At 52.1% G+C, this 16,729-nt stretch carries 19 protein-coding genes; 8 read left to right on the top strand and 11 right to left on the bottom strand.

What is annotated here, in order from left to right:
* Positions 1-85: 85 nt before the first annotated feature.
* The gene (locus QP503_RS00350) at positions 86-328 is read right to left on the bottom strand and encodes a hypothetical protein (RefSeq protein ID WP_285100956.1); all 243 of its coding nucleotides are present in this window, start codon (positions 326-328) and stop codon (positions 86-88) included.
* A gap of 240 nt (positions 329-568) precedes the next feature.
* Between QP503_RS00350 and hemH the strand changes: the two genes are divergently transcribed.
* Together hemH and QP503_RS00340 are read left to right on the top strand one after the other, a co-directional pair.
* Positions 569-1,561, top strand: a complete 993-nt coding sequence (gene hemH, locus QP503_RS00345; RefSeq protein ID WP_285100954.1) for a ferrochelatase — start codon at positions 569-571, stop codon at positions 1,559-1,561.
* Positions 1,562-1,629: 68 nt separating this feature from the next.
* Entirely contained in the window at positions 1,630-1,983 is a 354-nt protein-coding gene (locus tag QP503_RS00340) for a DNA cytosine methyltransferase (protein ID WP_285100952.1), read from the top strand.
* Positions 1,984-2,279: 296 nt separating this feature from the next.
* On the opposite strand, the gene QP503_RS00335 is transcribed toward QP503_RS00340, so the two are convergent.
* The 10 genes from QP503_RS00335 to QP503_RS00295 form a co-directional block, all read right to left on the bottom strand.
* Positions 2,280-3,377, bottom strand: coding sequence for a Fic family protein (locus QP503_RS00335; protein ID WP_285100950.1), 1,098 nt, complete (start codon positions 3,375-3,377; stop codon positions 2,280-2,282).
* Positions 3,378-3,776: 399 nt separating this feature from the next.
* On the bottom strand, positions 3,777-4,256 hold the full coding sequence (locus tag QP503_RS00330; RefSeq protein ID WP_285100948.1) for a hypothetical protein: 480 nt from the start codon (positions 4,254-4,256) through the stop codon (positions 3,777-3,779).
* Positions 4,257-4,311: 55 nt separating this feature from the next.
* The gene (locus QP503_RS00325) at positions 4,312-4,971 is read right to left on the bottom strand and encodes a hypothetical protein (RefSeq protein WP_285100946.1); all 660 of its coding nucleotides are present in this window, start codon (positions 4,969-4,971) and stop codon (positions 4,312-4,314) included.
* A complete protein-coding gene (locus QP503_RS00320) occupies positions 4,968-5,330 on the bottom strand; it encodes a hypothetical protein (RefSeq protein WP_285100944.1) in 363 nt (120 codons plus the stop codon). Before QP503_RS00320 ends, QP503_RS00325 begins: the two co-directional genes overlap by 4 nt.
* A gap of 42 nt (positions 5,331-5,372) precedes the next feature.
* Positions 5,373-5,633, bottom strand: a complete 261-nt coding sequence (locus tag QP503_RS00315; protein ID WP_285100942.1) for a hypothetical protein — start codon at positions 5,631-5,633, stop codon at positions 5,373-5,375.
* 654 nt (positions 5,634-6,287) lie between these two features.
* The gene (locus tag QP503_RS00310) at positions 6,288-7,406 is read right to left on the bottom strand and encodes an SPFH domain-containing protein (RefSeq protein ID WP_285100940.1); all 1,119 of its coding nucleotides are present in this window, start codon (positions 7,404-7,406) and stop codon (positions 6,288-6,290) included.
* 21 nt (positions 7,407-7,427) lie between these two features.
* The gene (locus tag QP503_RS00305; protein ID WP_285100938.1) at positions 7,428-8,099 is read right to left on the bottom strand and encodes a hypothetical protein; all 672 of its coding nucleotides are present in this window, start codon (positions 8,097-8,099) and stop codon (positions 7,428-7,430) included.
* A gap of 26 nt (positions 8,100-8,125) precedes the next feature.
* Entirely contained in the window at positions 8,126-8,344 is a 219-nt protein-coding gene (locus QP503_RS08820; RefSeq protein WP_350338031.1) for a helix-turn-helix transcriptional regulator, read from the bottom strand.
* A gap of 279 nt (positions 8,345-8,623) precedes the next feature.
* Positions 8,624-9,790, bottom strand: coding sequence for a methyltransferase domain-containing protein (locus QP503_RS00300; protein ID WP_285101061.1), 1,167 nt, complete (start codon positions 9,788-9,790; stop codon positions 8,624-8,626).
* Positions 9,791-9,929: 139 nt separating this feature from the next.
* Positions 9,930-10,145 carry a hypothetical protein gene (locus QP503_RS00295; RefSeq protein ID WP_285069757.1) on the bottom strand — a complete coding sequence of 72 codons (216 nt, stop codon included), beginning with the start codon at positions 10,143-10,145 and terminating at the stop codon, positions 9,930-9,932.
* A 181-nt stretch (positions 10,146-10,326) separates the two neighbouring features.
* On the opposite strand from QP503_RS00295, the gene dnaK reads away from it, so the two are divergent.
* The 6 genes from dnaK (at position 10,327) to QP503_RS00265 (ending at position 16,675) form a co-directional block, all read left to right on the top strand.
* A complete protein-coding gene (dnaK, locus tag QP503_RS00290) occupies positions 10,327-12,183 on the top strand; it encodes a molecular chaperone DnaK (protein WP_285084422.1) in 1,857 nt (618 codons plus the stop codon).
* Positions 12,180-12,866 (top strand): nucleotide exchange factor GrpE, encoded by a 687-nt coding sequence (locus QP503_RS00285; RefSeq protein ID WP_285084421.1) that lies wholly within the window; start codon positions 12,180-12,182, stop codon positions 12,864-12,866. Before dnaK ends, QP503_RS00285 begins: the two co-directional genes overlap by 4 nt.
* A 51-nt stretch (positions 12,867-12,917) precedes the next feature.
* Positions 12,918-13,931, top strand: a complete 1,014-nt coding sequence (locus tag QP503_RS00280; protein ID WP_285084420.1) for a DnaJ C-terminal domain-containing protein — start codon at positions 12,918-12,920, stop codon at positions 13,929-13,931.
* 3 nt (positions 13,932-13,934) lie between these two features.
* On the top strand, positions 13,935-14,483 hold the full coding sequence (locus QP503_RS00275) for a heat shock protein transcriptional repressor HspR (protein ID WP_006680264.1): 549 nt from the start codon (positions 13,935-13,937) through the stop codon (positions 14,481-14,483).
* A gap of 102 nt (positions 14,484-14,585) precedes the next feature.
* On the top strand, positions 14,586-15,926 hold the full coding sequence (locus QP503_RS00270; protein WP_006680263.1) for a Mur ligase family protein: 1,341 nt from the start codon (positions 14,586-14,588) through the stop codon (positions 15,924-15,926).
* A gap of 11 nt (positions 15,927-15,937) precedes the next feature.
* Positions 15,938-16,675: a type 1 glutamine amidotransferase gene (locus QP503_RS00265; protein WP_006680262.1), complete on the top strand. Its 738-nt coding sequence runs from the start codon at positions 15,938-15,940 to the stop codon at positions 16,673-16,675.
* Positions 16,676-16,729 lie beyond the last annotated feature (54 nt).

Genomic DNA, 16,729 nt, shown 5'->3' with positions numbered 1-16,729 from the left:
TCTGCACGCGCTAGGACACACAGTAGAGCGAAATGTCGACGATCAACTTCGCAATCCAGAGCGGGATTCCGACGTGAGTCAGAAGTCAAAGGCCCACGTACGACGTGCCAACGAGTGTGAAAGCGAGGGAAGCGTACCGGAGACCAGTTGAGACAAGAGTGCCAGGGCGAGCATGGAAAACCTTCCTATTAAGAGCAAAATTGCCGTTCGCGGAAACAATGCGAGCAATGATGACGGGTAGTGCCAGGCTGCCGATCACTGTGCGCAAGCCGAGGACTGTGACACGGTCGATGACCGCGCCGTTTTCCCCTGCTGAAACGTTTTCCATCTGCACCTCCCAAGAAAACTGTCGAACTTCCAATAGTTATCTTGGTCGGCACCTTAGTTGGTATCTTGGTCGGTTGGTCGGTTGTGTGAGGTCGGTTGTGCTAGTCAGGTCAGATTTGCTGGACGTGTTGTCGTAACGTAGCCATCGACACATACGACGGTTCGCGCGTAATACCGGACAGAACACATTCTGATGACACCTGTCAGAAAAGCGCTGTGAACCACCCGTTAAACTCGGACTATGCGCCACCGTGATGCTCCGGCCCTCGTACTTGCCAACCTTGGAACTCCGAAAACTCCGACGACTGCGGATGTTCGCACGTATTTGCGTGAGTTCCTCAGTGATTCGCGAGTCATTGAAATGCCGAAAGCTGTCTGGCGCCCGATCCTTGAGGGAGTGATCCTGCGCGTTCGACCGGCCCAATCCGCCGCGAAATATCGGACCGTGTGGCTGGATGAAGGATCCCCGCTACTGCACTACACGACACGTCAGGCGGAACTTCTGAGCGAACAGCTTGGAATGAAAGTTGTGCCTGCAATGCGCTACGGCCAGCCAAGCCTCGGAAGTGTCCTTGATGATCTGATGACGCAGGGCTATCGAAAGATCGCGATCCTGTCGGCCTACCCGCAGTATTCGGCGACCACGATTGCGTCCGTGAATGACGCGGCCGCCAAGTGGCTACTGTCGAGGCGCGAGCACCCTGAAATCCGGCTATCCCGTTCGTTTCCGACTGCGTCCACCTATATTGACGCGCTTGAAACTCCAATCCGTGAGTCGTGGGAGCTCAACGGAACTCCGGACTTTGCCGGTGGTGACCGTCTGATCCTCTCGTTCCACTCAATTCCGGTTGCGATGTCGAAGAAGGGTGATCCCTATATTGACGAATGCAAGGAAACGGCTGCGCTTCTGCGTGAGCGACTGGGACTGAATGAAGAGTCCTGCATCGCTACTTTCCAGTCTGTTTTCGGTCCTGCCGAGTGGAATGGTCCGGCGACGATTGACACGGTTGGTGAACTCGGCAAGCAGGGGACGAGGCGCGTCGATATCATCTGCCCCGGCTTCGTTGCCGACTGTCTGGAGACCCTTGAAGAGATTGACCAGCTGAACCGTACAGCATTCACTGATGCGGGCGGATCAGAGTTCCACTACATTCCATGGGCCAATGAAGCGCAGCCTGCAATTGACGCATTGGCTGTGCAGGCGCGAAACCTGCTTGCCGGCTGGGGTGATTGAGGCCAAGCTGCGGCGTGCCGCAATTCCTGTTAGCCGTGGGGCGTACCAAGTGGAAATGGGGCATATTCATGGCCGAGAACTGGACGTTAGTCATTCTTGGCGGGAGTCGGAGGGATCGACTCGGATTCGAAGAAACCGGCAAAGTAAAGATGATTTACGCCAGTGAGTTCGATCCATATGCCGCCCAAACGTACGAACAGAACTGTGACCTCAAAGTAGATGGGCGCGATATTCACGAGGTTCTGCCTGAAGAAGTACCCGATGCCGATATCTTTGTCGGAGGTTTCCCCTGTCAGGCTTTTTCAGTGGCGGGATATCGTCAAATATGGGTGAAGGAGGACACTACGTTCAAACTGGGGATATGCGTCCAATTTCTGAGCTTGTCTCAGTGCTCAGCCAAGCCTGAGTTCAGCCAAGCCTGAGGCGATTGTAGTCAGCAACGCTCCAAGGCAATTGCAACCTCGGCGTGGCTTGATTGCTCCAGATGGATGTCAAATGGCCATTTTTGCCGATTTTTCGGTATCGCTCGTTCTCGGAAATAAATCCACAACTTTTACACCCTCAAAACCGCCATTTTATCGACTTCGGACGTTCTCGGAAACAGGTTGATGTGGTTGTTCCTACTATATATAAGCGGACGCACAGATTTTCCAATCGTCTCTACTCATCGCTCTGAGGGAATATATCCGAAAACCTGTTATTTCCCATCCACTCAACTCTACTGCTGCCGGAAGCGATACTTGCCTTTTCCGTGTCCGGTCACCGGCTCAATGACTCCATGTTCCACCATTTCCTTCAGAAGATCAGAGGCTCTGGATGCTTTAAGATCAATCGCCTTCATTACATCTGACCGCCCAAAGATCGTCTGCCCCGGAAATGCTTCACGCAGCTTCAAAATATGGCTTGCCGTTTTCGGTTGAAAAACAGCTTCAATGTCCGATTTTAGATCGTCAATGTCCGGTTTTGCAGTTTCAATGTCCGATTTTTCTGTTTCCTTAAAGGTGCCGCTGATGTGCAATGTCCGATTATGCAGCGGATGGTTCTCGTTCAACAGGAGATTGCGAAGGAACGCCTCAAGGAACTCCATCGTTTCGTGAATGCCGTTTTTCAGGTCATTGTAATTTGCTCTGACCAGTGAATTCCGAAAATACCAAGCGTTCTCAGCAAAAATATCGTTTGTCACATCAAAGCCCAACGTGCGCAGATACTTGATAAAGAATACCGCCGTCGTTCTGGTGTTGCCCTCACCGAAAACATGGATCTGCCACAGTCTGGAAACAAAAAGTGCAAGGTGGTGGATGATCTCATCCATCGAGAGATTCTTATAAGAGAACTTCTTCTCTTCCGAGAAATCATAATCCAATGTCGCCCGCAGCTCTGTAGCGCTGCCATAGAGTACAGTCGCGCCATTTAAGACCCATTCCTTCTTCGTGATGTTATAACCCCGAATATGTCCAGCGTGAGAATAGATGCCGGCAAACAGCTTTCTGTGAATGGAGATATATTCATTCGGCGTAAAGCTGAACGCGCGCTCGGAAAGCAGTGTGGCAATCCGGGCAGAAACCTTGTCGGCCTCCTCGGTGCGGTCTGACGCATCACGGGTAGGATTTTCCTCGTAGTGGGTCTGCAAAAGCGCATTTGCCTCTTCAAAGGAAATCTCGCCCTCGATATTCCGGACGGCAGTATGTACCAGATATTCTGATGTCTTCAACCCGTCAACCGCCTGCAGGCCAATGGCTGTATGCCATGCATAGCCCTTGTCCCGCTTTGCAGGCTCGGATTCCCTGATATATTCCTTAAAGGGATCTTTGTTCACTCCATATCACCCTGCTTTTTTGCCCATGCCATAAATCCACCGCTTCCGCAGGTCTCGTCTAACAAGATTCTATCTTTGACACAATGTGCTTCCTGCGAATATGTGCTCCTACCCCTGTGAAAAGGCTTGATTTCAGGGCTTTTGTGGCTTTTCGTAGGCGCAATCCGGCCTGTGAAATTGCTCCGATATGCTCTTGCTGTAGCTGTGCTCATTCCGACTGCGCCTCCTTTCTGAAACCCCTAAAGGGCAATCCTTAAAAAGTATGGTTATTCTTAAATTGGCTCTTCGTACTTGAGCGTGGGTCATAGGTTGAGTCCTCCGCCGACGAGGAGCATGCGGAGGCGGTAGTTTTCGGGGTTGCGGAAGCCGAAAAGTGCCTGAAATCAAGGGCTTTCGAGCCTATTTTCCTTCGACCCTTGACATCAATACTGCCGTCTCGTCGGTATTTTCCTTAACCCGGAAGTTTTCCGCCTTGACGACTTTCTGGGTTGGCTTGCCTTTTTCATCTTCAAGATGCGTTAACTCGAAAGTTTGCTGTCCTCCGTATGTCAGCGGAATTTTGAAGCGGATTTTCTTGACGATGTCCTCGCCGTTCTTCCAATCGGCGTTTTCGTAAATTTCTATGTGGTCGATGAACGTGGCGTAAAACCGCTTTTTGGCGTCGTTCTGGATGCCTTTCAGTGCCTGCCCGAAATAAGCCAGATACTCCAAGGCATCATCTGCCGATACCTGCTCCAACTGAACACCTCTGAGCTTAGACATCGTCTCCTTGATGGACTGCTCCAGCTTGCCCTGCTGGTCGAATAGCCTGTCCTGTCTTTTCTGGGCGTCGTCGTACTTTCTCTTATAGTTAGAATCCATGACGTCCAGCGAGTCCATCCTGTCGGCAAGGGAGGCAATAGCGCTCCTAGCGACCCGCTTAGGTTCAAAGAACTTACTTCTTGCCCGTCTGCTCTTCCCTCAATCGCTGCCTTGCCTCGGCAATATCCTGATATTCGGAGTTTGAGAAGCCGTCTTTGCGGATAGAATCGGGGTCGTATGGATTCCATGTCTTCGTCAACTTAATGTTTAGGTACTTTTCTATACCAGCGCCTGCCCCGGCTCCAACATACACATTCAGCCCAGTACCTGTTGCGCCCAGTTCCTTTGTACCGTAATACGGCCACGGATTGTCCTTTGCAACGGAAATGCTAATCGCTCCGCCATAATCATTCGCAGGTTGGCGCGAAATCTGCCATGTATGGTCATCTATCTTTTTTACAGTCCAATCACTTGGATTCCGATAGGCAGGAAGTACATCCACATAGAAGTAGTCTGTCGCCAGCAAATGACTATTCTGTGCCGCATTCTTCTCCTCAGCGGCTTTCTCCTCGGCTGCCTTCTTCTCTTCCTCTGCCTTCTTGGTTGCTACGGCATCGTCCCTGCGCTTCTGTGCTGCCTGCTTCAGCCGATCGAGCTTGGCCGCGTCTATTCCACTGTCCTTCGCTGCGTTATATGCTGCTTCGATTTGCTCGTCTGTCACCTCTTCCGCAGGGATTGGCTCGATAGTGATTTCCTTCTCAACATCGGTCTTGCCATCCTTGGCAATGCTCACCTTCGTAACCGCATCCTTTGTGTCATATAGATGGTGCCATCCTCTGCGATTGGCGATGCCGCAATCGCAAGGCTGTAATCCCCCGGCTTGAGCGCTATGTCAGAGGAACTTGACCCTCCATAGAACACGCTGTCCACATCATTTCCCTTGGAATCTTTTCCAGTAGCATGGACAGGGATTTTTGTGCCCTTCTCCGTATCAAGCCCCTTGGCGTTCACTACAAGCGGCACGCCATACGTCTTGGCTTCTTGTGCTGAGAAATACAGATACGCGCCTCCGCAGCAGAGCGCAATTGCCGCTATAACGTCTATCACCACTAATAATATCGTTCGTTTCTTCTTCACTGATTCATCAACCATTACTTTTCCTCCGTTTCTTTTCTTGCAATGTTCTGAGTGCCTCTATGAAATCATCTTGAAGTGCTTAAATGCTTCGATGATTGCATCGTGTTTGTCTTTCGGACATCGAGGTCGATTTTTAGCAGCCATCCCTTCTTTTTCATAGGAGAACTGCTTCTCAAGCCCTAGTTCATCTTGTAAAGTTGCGATAAATAGCGGCGACACTTTCAGACCGTACTTTTCAAGCACGTACGCCTGAATCTGCTTGTATGTTGGCTTTGGTGGTAGTTTCTCACTCTTCAGGTCTTTCATATCAACATCCACATATAAATGCTCTTTGACATGTTGCCGGGTTAAGAGACACACCTTCTCAAAATGTATTAAGACTACTCTGATGATAAACCTGCATCAAGAACTTGGTCTGCACGCTCGTTGCAGGAGAGAGTTTTTCAAATGGAATTTCGTTTGAGGGCGTGAGTCTTATGAAGATTACATTACATGAAATTCTTTACAAGCAGTAGCAAATACGCCCCCAAAAAGCATTTTCTCAATTTTATTTTGTAAATTTGAATTAGATTTTGTATTGATCTACCTTTTACCTTGGAGACTATTAATATTTGCAAATGGATCACTTAAAGAATGTCAAGAAAAAAGACTACTACGACGCCATCGCAGAGAAGATGCTCCAGTTCCGTGATCAGCTCCATTAGTCCGAGGTGGATAGTGTAATTAAGGATGAAAAAATTAAGTCAATCCGAGACCTGCAGAATTTTGTCAAAAGCCTGCCTGCCCCATAACAGAATTTGATGAGACGCTGGTCATCCGCCTGATTGAAAAGATTGTCTTCTTTGCGAACCACTTTATCATAGAGTTCAAACCCAGAATCATAATCGACATCACAGTAAAACAAGACTTATTCACTAAGTTTGATAATGCTGGTGCTTTCTATACCTGTCTTATTTTTTATTTCTGTTTTTCCTACAAACCCATAATCTCTTTTTTCTTAATGTCAAACTCCTCTTGTGTAAGTATTCCAGCATCTACAAGCTCTTTCAATTTTTTCAAATTTGCTATTTGATCATCAATAGAGGACGCTGTTGACCTTTGCTCAGCATTAGTAGGATTCAAGCCTTGAGCCATATTCATTCCAAAGACCATGCCGCCCATATTCCCAAGACCATTATCTTGTATACCTTGAGCGATTTTTTGCTGTGCAGCAATATTAGATGCTTTTTCTGACACATCATCATATGCAATAAGATTCATTTTGTTTGCGGAATACTGCTTAACAAGCTCACGGGAATCCTCTGTGAATTCGATATTCTCAATTGCCACTTGTACAAGCTTGAAGCCAAATCGTTCCTCCCAAGTACCTGCATTATTAGAATCATTAGCAACGATCTCTGCTATAGCTGTTGCTTGCGACGGCAATTGAGAAACACGATATGTATTCGATAGTGAGTTTAATGCAACGATAAACGACTGCAGAAATTCTGCTAAGATCTGTGCACGTACTTTCTGATCATCAAATGTATAGAAAGTCATATTTGCCGGAACAAAATTTCTTACAAATTTTACTGGATCAGTTACCTTAATTGTAAATGAACCATATGCAAAAATTTCAAGATCAGTTCCATAGAAGATATCGTTATAAACCTGCGCACCTTTCGTACCAAATTTAATATCTCGAATCTCACGTAAATTTACAAATGCAATCTGTTTATAATCTGATGAAATGCCACCATAGCCAAATCTGTCCTTTATCTGACCAAAAATCGCCTTCCCGACCTTATCTTCATTAAAAACACTTTCCTGTCCGTTTTGATATTCATATCCACCAGCTTCCGAAATAATTTCTTCAATACCTGATTGACTGAAAATGAACGCTGCAGTATTCTCTGGGACATATATTTTAGATCCATTTGAAATAATACCATCAGAACCATAGAAATTGGTTCCGCGACCATTATTTGATGATTTCAACACACCGGGAGAAACGACGACGTGCTCATCAAAGCCTCCTACTGTAATTATATCTTTCCATTGATCAGCAAAAGTGCCGCCAATTGCACCCGTAAATGCTTTAATAATACCCATGCTTTATAGCCTCTCCTTACTTTATAAACTCTGTTCTGTATCGCAATATTTGCACTTTACAGTTTGTCCTTTGTTTCCAACAAGCGGTGCTGAACAGGAAACGCATTTCTTGCTTATCCTTTCTACTCCTTGATTTGGTGCAGACATTTTTTTCCCGAGTCTAAATCCTAATGATCCTAAAATCTCTGTACCAACATCCTTAAATTGCTCACCAACCTCCTTGAAAGCTCCAACCAAGGTATCTTCGCCATCGTAATCGTTTGTGTCAATATCTGTGGATTGATCAACACTTTCGCCTCCAACTAGTTCCCCAATAGCTTTAATCCATTGATTGATTTTTTTCTTATTACCCGATTGAAATTTAAAAGACTCCTTGCCTCCATTAATAAAATACACTTCAAGGCAGGGCATACCGTTTGAAAGTTTTCCCATTATGACTTGCGGTCTCCCGTTGTACTTCTTAATCTGACTCAAAGGATATTGTAAAATATTTTTCGTATTTCCTAGCATGCCCTTGTTAGTACAGACAATATTTAAGTTTGTAAGCATTAGCTCATCAGTATAAACAGCCCTCACTCCACCGTGAGCTACACTTACTTCTTTGAGAATAACCGCCTCATTTGGCATAAGCCTATACTCTTTTGCCACTATTCTTTGTCCTCCAAATTTCGTAAAATATTTTTCATGTTGCATTAACGTTTGCTAATATTAAATGACTCTCAAATTGCCTTAGGAAATGCGCCTATAGACTCCAAAATCGGTGACGTTTTTTTATTTGTAGAATAAAACATTATCAATGATAAAAATATATTCCTCGACATCGTTTTCTTTTTCGTTTCAATAGAACTATATGTCTGCCTGCTTATCCCTACTGCATCACACAAATCGTCCTGTGTGTATCCGATTTTAGCTCTTAATGCAGGTAGTTCCTCTGTCAAGATTTCAATTAGACGAGCTTTATCAACATTGGCTATTTCTTTTTTTCATATTAACATTTCCTATATCTGCTTTCGTCATATTTCAAGTTTACTTTTCGTCTAATATTTTACCTCGACATCTATATCACAGCCACAACCCTGCGACATCTAAAACTCCTACTCAAACTTCTACAGATTTCATTTGATATGTTTTCAAAAAACGGCTTTTCGGTTCTTTTGCTCGTAACCACTGACGGGCAAATGCCAGAAAAGCCCTTACATCAAGTCTTTTTTCACACTTCATCGCTCAACCCGCGACATCAATACTACCGTCTCCACATGATCCGTGTGCGGGAACATGTCGAATACGCGCGCTTCGAGGCCCCGATAGCTCGGCATTTCCGTCAAGTCGTGTGCGAGCGATTTCGGGTTGCACGACGAGTAGATGACTCGCGGGATTCCAGATTCGTTAATCCACGAGGCCAATTCTGAGCCGATCCCTCGACGTGGCGGGTTAATAACCAGCACGTCCGGTCGGCTTTCTTCGGGCTGGCGAGCAGCCCAAGCCGTCGCGTCCTTAGCGATGAACTGCGCGTCCGCGCGCCCCAGCTTCAACTGGCGAGCACCTTGAATTGCCGAAGCTATCGCCTGATCCGATACTTCGACGCCTGTTACGGGAATAATGCCGGCTGCTGCCAAGTGAAGAGCGAAACCTCCGACCCCGCAGTAAAGATCCCAGGCTGAGCGAGGGTGGTCGGCCTCGTTATCCGAAACTGCCCATTCGGTGACCTGGCGGTACAACTTTCCGGCCACCTCCGTATTCGTCTGCGTGAATGAACGAGGCCCGAGCGCCAGCTGAACATCGCCGACCGCCATCTTCAGTGTGCGACGCGTGGTCAGAATGATCTCGTCGGGACCTTCGACGATCGCTTCATGTGTGGGGTGAATGTTTGCGGTGACGACCTCAATATGGGGCACCAAGTCAAACAAGTAGGGGAGTGCCTTGCGAATATCGGAGACGCGGTCGCGCGTGCGAAGCACGAAGCGACACATCAGAGCATTATCCACGCCGACGGTGAGTAGCACATACTTCAACTCGCCGCTCTTTGTGGGCACGTCATACGGCGTCAGGTTCAGCTGGCGAATAAAGCGCTTTAACCCCGGCGTCGCACGGTTAATTGCAGAATGCTGAATCGGGCAATCCGGCAGGTCAACACCCCTGCGATCGCGTCCCAAAATGCCAAGAGTCGGCCGGCGCCTCGTGCCACCGACGACCAACTTTGCGTTCGTGCGAAAGCCGGTCGGCGACGAGGCAACAGGGGGAAGCCATGCGATATCGGTGGCTCCAGCAACGTCGGCTAACTGGTCGCGAACACGCGTTGTCTTCGTGGCAAGCTGGTCGCCGTAAGGAACCTCAATATTCGTGCACGAGTGGCAACGACCTGCATTCCAGTGCTGACAGAGAATGTCGCTTATGGAACGCGGGGAAAGCCTGAGCTGGATCGAAGACACAAGGTCCGCCTATTCGCTGTAAGAGGGAGGGTCGGATACGTCTCAGTATTCTCTCACTCCTTGGCAGGTAAGACGGAAGTGAGTGTTCGCTACCTTAAAGACAACGTCGCAGACTGTCATCTGATCGGTGATCGCGTTGGGGAAGTCGCCCGGAGTGGCTTGCTTTCGTGGTGATGTAACGCCGGTTGAGACCAAGAGCCTCGTAGTCAGCCTCTTCCATGATTCCAGTGGGGTTATCGTCGACGGGATCGTTGAAAACACCGGTAAGCGCTCGGTAATGTGTGAAGTCAAATACTGTCTTGACCTGCATAAACGTGTGAACATTGAGTTTTGGTGACTCAACTTTTCGTTTTCCTCTTGCGTGATGAAGTTCGGGTGTATAAAGTTGAGCCTGTCGGACTCAAGTAGGCGCCTCGCGCATACGGCAGTCCAAGAAATCTTCACATGCAGTCACCGGCGAAGCTGGGTGGCTGAACGAAAGGAACACATACATGGCACGTGCAGTAGGCATTGACCTCGGTACCACCAACTCCGCAATCGCTGTCCTCGAAGGCGGCGAACCCACAATCATCGCGAACGCAGAAGGCATGCGCACCACGCCTTCCGTTGTCGCATTCTCCAAGTCTGGCGAGGTCCTCGTCGGTGAAATCGCAAAGCGTCAGGCTGTGACCAACGTTGACCGTACGATCTCCTCGGTCAAGCGTCACATGGGCACCGACTGGAGCATCGAAATTGACGATAAGAAGTACACCGCTCAGGAAATCTCCGCGCGCATCCTCTCCAAGCTGAAGGCTGACGCGGAAGCATTCCTCGGCGAACCCGTCACCGATGCCGTCATCACTGTCCCCGCCTACTTCAACGACGCTGAGCGTCAGGCAACGAAGGACGCAGGCCAGATCGCAGGCCTCAACGTCCAGCGCATCGTTAACGAGCCCACCGCAGCGGCGCTTGCATACGGCCTCGAAAAGGGCAAGGAAGATGAACTCATCCTGGTTTTCGACCTCGGTGGTGGAACCTTTGACGTCTCCCTGCTCGAAATTGGCAAGGATGACGACGGTTTCTCGACCATTCAGGTTCGCGCAACCTCCGGCGACAACCGCCTCGGTGGCGACGACTGGGATCAGCGCATCGTCAACTGGCTGATTGATCAGGTCAAGGCAAAGACTGGCGCGGACCTGTCCAAGGACACCGTCGCTCTGCAGCGCCTGAAGGAAACCGCTGAGCAGGCCAAGAAGGAACTCTCCAGCGCAACCTCGACTAACATCTCCCTGCAGTACCTGTCGATGACCGCAGACGGCCCGATCCACCTGGACGAGTCCCTGACCCGCGCAAAGTTCGAGGAAATGACCTCGGACCTGCTGGATCGCACCAAGAAGCCGTTCCACGACGTCATTGCCGAAGCCGGAATCTCCGTCAACGACATTGACCACGTGGTTCTGGTCGGTGGCTCCACTCGTATGCCTGCCGTTTCCGACGTGGTCAAGCAGCTGACTGGCGGCCGTGAACCGAACAAGGGTGTGAACCCCGATGAGGTTGTCGCCGTTGGCGCGGCCCTCCAGGCCGGCGTCATCCAGGGTGACCGCAAGGACGTCCTGTTGATCGACGTGACCCCGCTGAGCCTCGGTATCGAGACCAAGGGTGGCATCATGACCAAGTTGATCGATCGCAACACCGCGATCCCGACCAAGGCGTCCGAGGTCTTCTCGACCGCCGAAGACGGTCAGCCGTCCGTGCTCATTCAGGTCTACCAGGGTGAGCGTGAGTTCGCCCGGGACAACAAGCTGCTCGGCACCTTCGAGCTGTCCGGTATTGCGCCGGCTCCACGTGGCATCCCGCAGATTGAGGTCACCTTCGACATCGACGCCAACGGTATCGTCCACGTTTCTGCGAAGGACCGTGGCACCGGCAAGGAACAGTCCGTCACCATCACCGGTGGCTCCGCTCTTCCAAAGGAAGACATTGACCGCATGGTGAAGGAAGCTGAAGAGCACGCAGCCGAGGACAAGAAGCGCCGTGAAGACGCCGACACTCGTAACCAGGCTGAGCAGGTCGTTTACTCGATTGAGAAGCTCCTCAAGGACAACGGCGAAACCGTCACCGAGGCGACTCGCACCGCGGTTCAGGCTGACGTTGACGCCGTCAAGGAAGCGCTCAAGGGTGAGGACATCGAGGCCGTGAAGTCAGCTCTCGAGAAGCTCAACGCTTCCGCGATGAAGATCGGCGAAGAGGTCTATGCCTCCCAGCAGGCGGCTGAAGCAGCAGGCACCGAGACTCCGGCTGGCGACGCCCCCGCAGCTGATGAAGACGTCATCGATGCTGAAATCGTGGATGAGGACGACACCAAGTGAGCGAAACTGAGAACCAGGGCTTCCAGTCCGGTCCCCAGGATCACAGCGATGCCAAGGCCAACGACCAGGCATCGCAGGCGCAGGTCGCACCGAGCTCGGACGAACAGTTCGCAGCCGGCGCGGCCGCGTCCGCATCAACCGGGGAAACTGCAGGAGAAGCCACCGCGCAGTTAGCTGACGAGGCACTGACTGACATGAGCGCCTTCGAGGAACAAGTTGAAGACTCGGACCTCGCAAACGCACTCGAGAAAATCGCTGACCTCGAAGACCAGCTGGCACGTGCGCACGCTGACCTGTACAACCTGAATCAGGAGTACTCGAACTACGTGCGCAGGGCGAAGGAAGCTGCTTCAGGCCACCGTGAATCCGGCCAGAGCGAAGTCATTGAAGCGCTCATCAGCGTTCTCGATGACATCGATGCGGCCCGCGCTCACGGGGAGCTCGAAGATGGCCCCTTTGCTGCGATCGCAACGAAGATGGAAAGCGTTCTGGCCTCGCGCTTCAACCTGGAACGCTACGGCGCTGTAGGTGAAGAATTCGATCCCGCTCAGCATGAGGCCCTGCTTGCCAACGTGAACCCTAAGGTTCAGGTAGCAACCATCGCCCAGATCCTCCAGCCCGGCTATCGTCGCGATGAAAAGATTCTGCGTGCTGCGAAGGTCATGGTGGACAACCCTGAATAAACCACATACCCGTATCCGCCCAAACTCAAAGAATGATGGAGGTGAGTGAAAGTGAGCGGACAAGATTGGCTTGAAAAAGACTTCTATAAGACGCTGGGCGTAGCAAAAGATGCCGACCAAACAGCGGTTAAGAAGGCCTACCGCAAGCTTGCTCGCCAGTATCACCCCGACCAGAATCCGGGTGATGAAAAGGCGGAAACCAAGTTCAAGGAAATCGGCGAAGCCTACGCGGTGCTGTCTGACGAGGAACAGCGTAAGCAATACGACGCGATCCGTGCCATGGGTGGAGGAGCTCGCTTCTCCGCCGGTGGGCCGGGTAGCGCCGGCTTCACAGATGCGTTCTCGTCGATGTTCGGTGGTCAAGGCACTAGCTTCAACTTCTCAACTTCCGGTTCGGGAGTCAATATCGAGGATCTCTTCGGAATGTTCGGTGGGGCGGCCGGTGGCTTCAACGCCGGCGGCCCTCAGCCGAGCTACGGGGCTGGTACCCGCTTTGGTCACACCCCGCCACGTCCCAGGAAAGGCGCCGACCGAATCGCGTCGACGTCGATCACTTTCCGTGAGTCGCTCAAGGGAGCAACGCTCACCATGAAAGTCGACGGGAAGAAGAACACTATTCGTATCCCCGCAGGCATTAAAGAAGGTCAGAAGGTTCGTCTTCGTGGCAAAGGAATGCCCGGGGAAAACGGTGGCCAGTCCGGCGACCTTCAGGTGACGATCCACGTTGAGCCCCATCCGGTATTCACCCGGGATGGCGACAATCTGCGCGTGAGAGTTCCCGTGACGTTCGCCGAAGCGGCCTTGGGTACGAAGATCGACGTTCCACTGATCGATGGGAATACCGTGACTGTGAAGGTGCCTGCTGGAACTCAATCAGGCGCGGTTCTACGCGTGCGCAAACGCGGTGTTGAAACCGCGAAGCACACGGGTGACCTGCTGATCGAGATCATGGTTGCCGTTCCAGACCACCTGACCAAGGAACAGAAAGATGCCGTGAAGGCACTTGCTGACTCTTTTGATCACCAGGACGTGCGAGCCACCCTGATGGAGAAGGCGAAGGAGTGACCGATGGTCAGGCGGCGTTCTTCCGATTCTGATGACGCACTGACGTTCGTTATTTCAGTGGCGGCTGAGCTTGCAGGCATGCACCCGCAGACTCTTCGTCAATACGATCGCCTCGGTTTGGTGACGCCCGCGCGCACAAAGGGCAGAGGACGTCGCTACTCGCAACGCGACGTTCAACGTCTGCGCGAGGTACAGAGGATGAGCCAGGATGAAGGCATCAATCTTGCTGGAATCCAGCGGATCCTTGAACTTGAACGCCGAGTGGAAAGCCTCGAAGCTGAGCGCGTCGCGCTGTGCCAGCGGATCGAAGAACTTGAAGCTCGTCAAGATCGAGTCTTCGCCGCGTCCGCAAACGGCGTGGTGTCGCCGATGCGTCGCGGTGAGCGCCCGTGGGTTAATCCTTCTGCCCGCGATGGGCAAGGGAGGGAAATCTCTATCTGGCGTCCAATCCGTACTGCAAGCCCGTACCCGGAACGCACAATCCGGGCTGTTATCGAAGCAGGACCTTCGGGTGTCAGGGTGATCGACGGGACGATTTCCGTCGTCGACTAATCGCCATAACCTCTGCATCTTCGGGGCGAGCGTTGACAATAGTCACGCTCGCCCCGAAGTGTATTTGCGCAGATAGTTCTACACTCGCGTTAGGGTTACCCCATGAGTTCTCACGATTCGTCGGCGCACCGACTGCCGATGCGCGCCCAACTTGCACTCGGTGCGGGCACACTTGCCCGCACGGCCTCGCGAATTCTGGGACGAGGATCAGGCGGAATGATCGGCGGTGAAGTCGCCAGCCGTATCTACCCGAATATTCTGTCGGAACTTGCAGTCCCGATGGACTCCGTGATCGTGTCAGGGACGAACGGCAAGTCAACGACCAACCGATTCGTTCGCGCGGCCCTTGAAACAGCAGGTCAGGTTGCCTCGAACGTGAATGGCGACAACATGGGCTCGGGTATTATCACCGCGCTGATGAGCACGCCGACCGCGCCACACGCGGCCCTCGAAGTTGATGAGATGCACGTGCCCGCCGTTGCAGCGCACGTTTCGCCCAAAGTTTTTGTCTTCCTCAATCTGTCTCGCGATCAGCTGGATCGCGTCGGTGAAATTGGTTCGGTTGAACGCCGTCTGCGTCAGGCAGTTGAAGAAAACCCTGATTCCCTTGTTGTTGCGAACTGTGATGATCCGCTGATCGTGTCGGCAGCCTGCGAAGCGCGAAACGTTGTCTGGGTTGCCGCGGGCGCCGGATGGGGAGACGACTCCGTGGCCTATCCGCGCGGTGGCAGGGTTGTTCGTGACTCCGATTCGTGGCATCTCATTGAAGCTTTCCTCGGCGAAGAACTCCCCGAACTTCGCCAGCGTCCCACGCCAGACTGGACAATCGGCAACATCGATTTGATGCCGGAAGGAGCAAGCGGGCCCTCGGCAATTCTGTACGGACCAAACGACGTTCGCGTTCCTTTGCACCTGCAGCTCCCGGGGCGCGCAAACCTTGGCAACGCTGCCCAGGCGGTAGCGGCCGCGGTCGCGTTGGGGATTGATCCGCAGGTGGCCGCCAACGCGATCGGTCAAGTGCGTCAGGTTGCCGGACGCTATTCCATTCATGACGTTGATGGGCGTCGCGCTCGCATCATGTTGGCGAAGAATCCGGCAGGCTGGCAAGAAGCGATGACGATGGTTGACCCGCGTGTCAAACAGGTCGTGATTGCAGTCAACGGCCAGGTTCCGGACGGGCAGGATCTCTCGTGGCTCTGGGATGTCGACTTCTCCGTGTTGTCCGCGTCCGACGATCGTCGCATTGTCGCGTGCGGTGAACGAGGCGCCGACTTGGCCGTCCGCCTTGAATACGCGGGAATTCACTGCGATCTTGCGCCACTACCCATGGACGCCTTGAAGCTCCTTGAGCCCGGCAAGGTTGAAATGTTGCTGAACTACACGGCTCTTCGAGACTTTAAAGTAATCCTTGATGCTCGCCAGAAATCAGCAACTGGACGATAGGAGGGTGGACGATGAGTGAATCAACCCTGCGAATCGGGGTCTTGTTTCCCGACGTGCTGGGCACCTACGGAGATACGGGCAATGCTCTGATTCTGGCAGAGCGCGCCCGCCGTCGAGGTATCGATGCGGAACTAGTGACAGTGTCTTTGAACGAAGACATCCCAGCAGAACTGGATCTTTACACTCTCGGCGGTGGCGAAGACACTGCGCAGTCACTGGCGGCTCAGAAATTCCGCGACGACTCGGGCTTGCTTCACGCCTTGGACGCCGGCAAGCCACTTCTTGCCATCTGCGCCTCATTGCAGGTTTTGGGGCACTGGTATCGCGATGCGCGCGACGAGCGAGTCGAAGGCCTCGGCGTTCTTGATGTCACCACGGATCCGCAGGGGCATCGTGCAATTGGCGAGCTTGTCTGTGAACCCCTTCTTGAAGGACTGACCCAGCCAATGAGCGGTTTTGAAAACCACGGTGGTGGGACGGTTCTTGGGCCCAACGCGCGTCCGCTTGGTCGCGTCATTGCGGGCGTTGGCAACGGAACTCCCGAAGGGATGACACCGGAGCCTATTGCCTACGATGGTGTCGTTCAAGGATCCGTTATTGCTACCTATATGCATGGACCCGTTTTAGCTCGAAATCCTGAGCTTGCCGACTTGCTTCTTACTCGCGCTACAGGGCTTGAACTGGCGCCACTTGATGTTCCAGGCGTCGAAGCTCTGCGCGCTGAACGTTTGGATTTTGCGTGCCGCTGATCAGCGTGCTTTGCGCTGTTGTCTACGGAAAATCAGGGTTTGATCGGGGTTGCT

It is taken from the genome of Pauljensenia sp. UMB0895 (genome assembly GCF_030218905.1).
In the GTDB taxonomy this organism is placed as follows: Bacteria; Actinomycetota; Actinomycetes; order Actinomycetales; family Actinomycetaceae; genus Pauljensenia; species Pauljensenia turicensis_A.
This window is presented reverse-complemented; position numbering and strand designations above follow the sequence as displayed.

Excerpts from the sequence above, each read along its gene's own strand:
- QP503_RS00350 (WP_285100956.1), bottom strand. The coding sequence starts at position 328 with ATGGAAAACGTTTCAGCAGGGGAAAACGGCGCGGTCATCGACCGTGTC.
- QP503_RS00275 (WP_006680264.1), top strand. The coding sequence starts at position 13,935 with ATGGTCAGGCGGCGTTCTTCCGATTCTGATGACGCACTGACGTTCGTT.
- QP503_RS00305 (WP_285100938.1), bottom strand. The coding sequence starts at position 8,099 with ATGCAACATGAAAAATATTTTACGAAATTTGGAGGACAAAGAATAGTG.
- QP503_RS00265 (WP_006680262.1), top strand. The coding sequence starts at position 15,938 with ATGAGTGAATCAACCCTGCGAATCGGGGTCTTGTTTCCCGACGTGCTG.
- QP503_RS00295 (WP_285069757.1), bottom strand. The coding sequence starts at position 10,145 with ATGCAGGTCAAGACAGTATTTGACTTCACACATTACCGAGCGCTTACC.
- QP503_RS00340 (WP_285100952.1), top strand. The coding sequence starts at position 1,630 with ATGGCCGAGAACTGGACGTTAGTCATTCTTGGCGGGAGTCGGAGGGAT.
- QP503_RS00310 (WP_285100940.1), bottom strand. The coding sequence starts at position 7,406 with ATGGGTATTATTAAAGCATTTACGGGTGCAATTGGCGGCACTTTTGCT.
- hemH (WP_285100954.1), top strand. The coding sequence starts at position 569 with ATGCGCCACCGTGATGCTCCGGCCCTCGTACTTGCCAACCTTGGAACT.
- QP503_RS00320 (WP_285100944.1), bottom strand. The coding sequence starts at position 5,330 with ATGGTTGATGAATCAGTGAAGAAGAAACGAACGATATTATTAGTGGTG.
- QP503_RS00330 (WP_285100948.1), bottom strand. The coding sequence starts at position 4,256 with ATGGACTCGCTGGACGTCATGGATTCTAACTATAAGAGAAAGTACGAC.
- dnaK (WP_285084422.1), top strand. The coding sequence starts at position 10,327 with ATGGCACGTGCAGTAGGCATTGACCTCGGTACCACCAACTCCGCAATC.
- QP503_RS00270 (WP_006680263.1), top strand. The coding sequence starts at position 14,586 with ATGAGTTCTCACGATTCGTCGGCGCACCGACTGCCGATGCGCGCCCAA.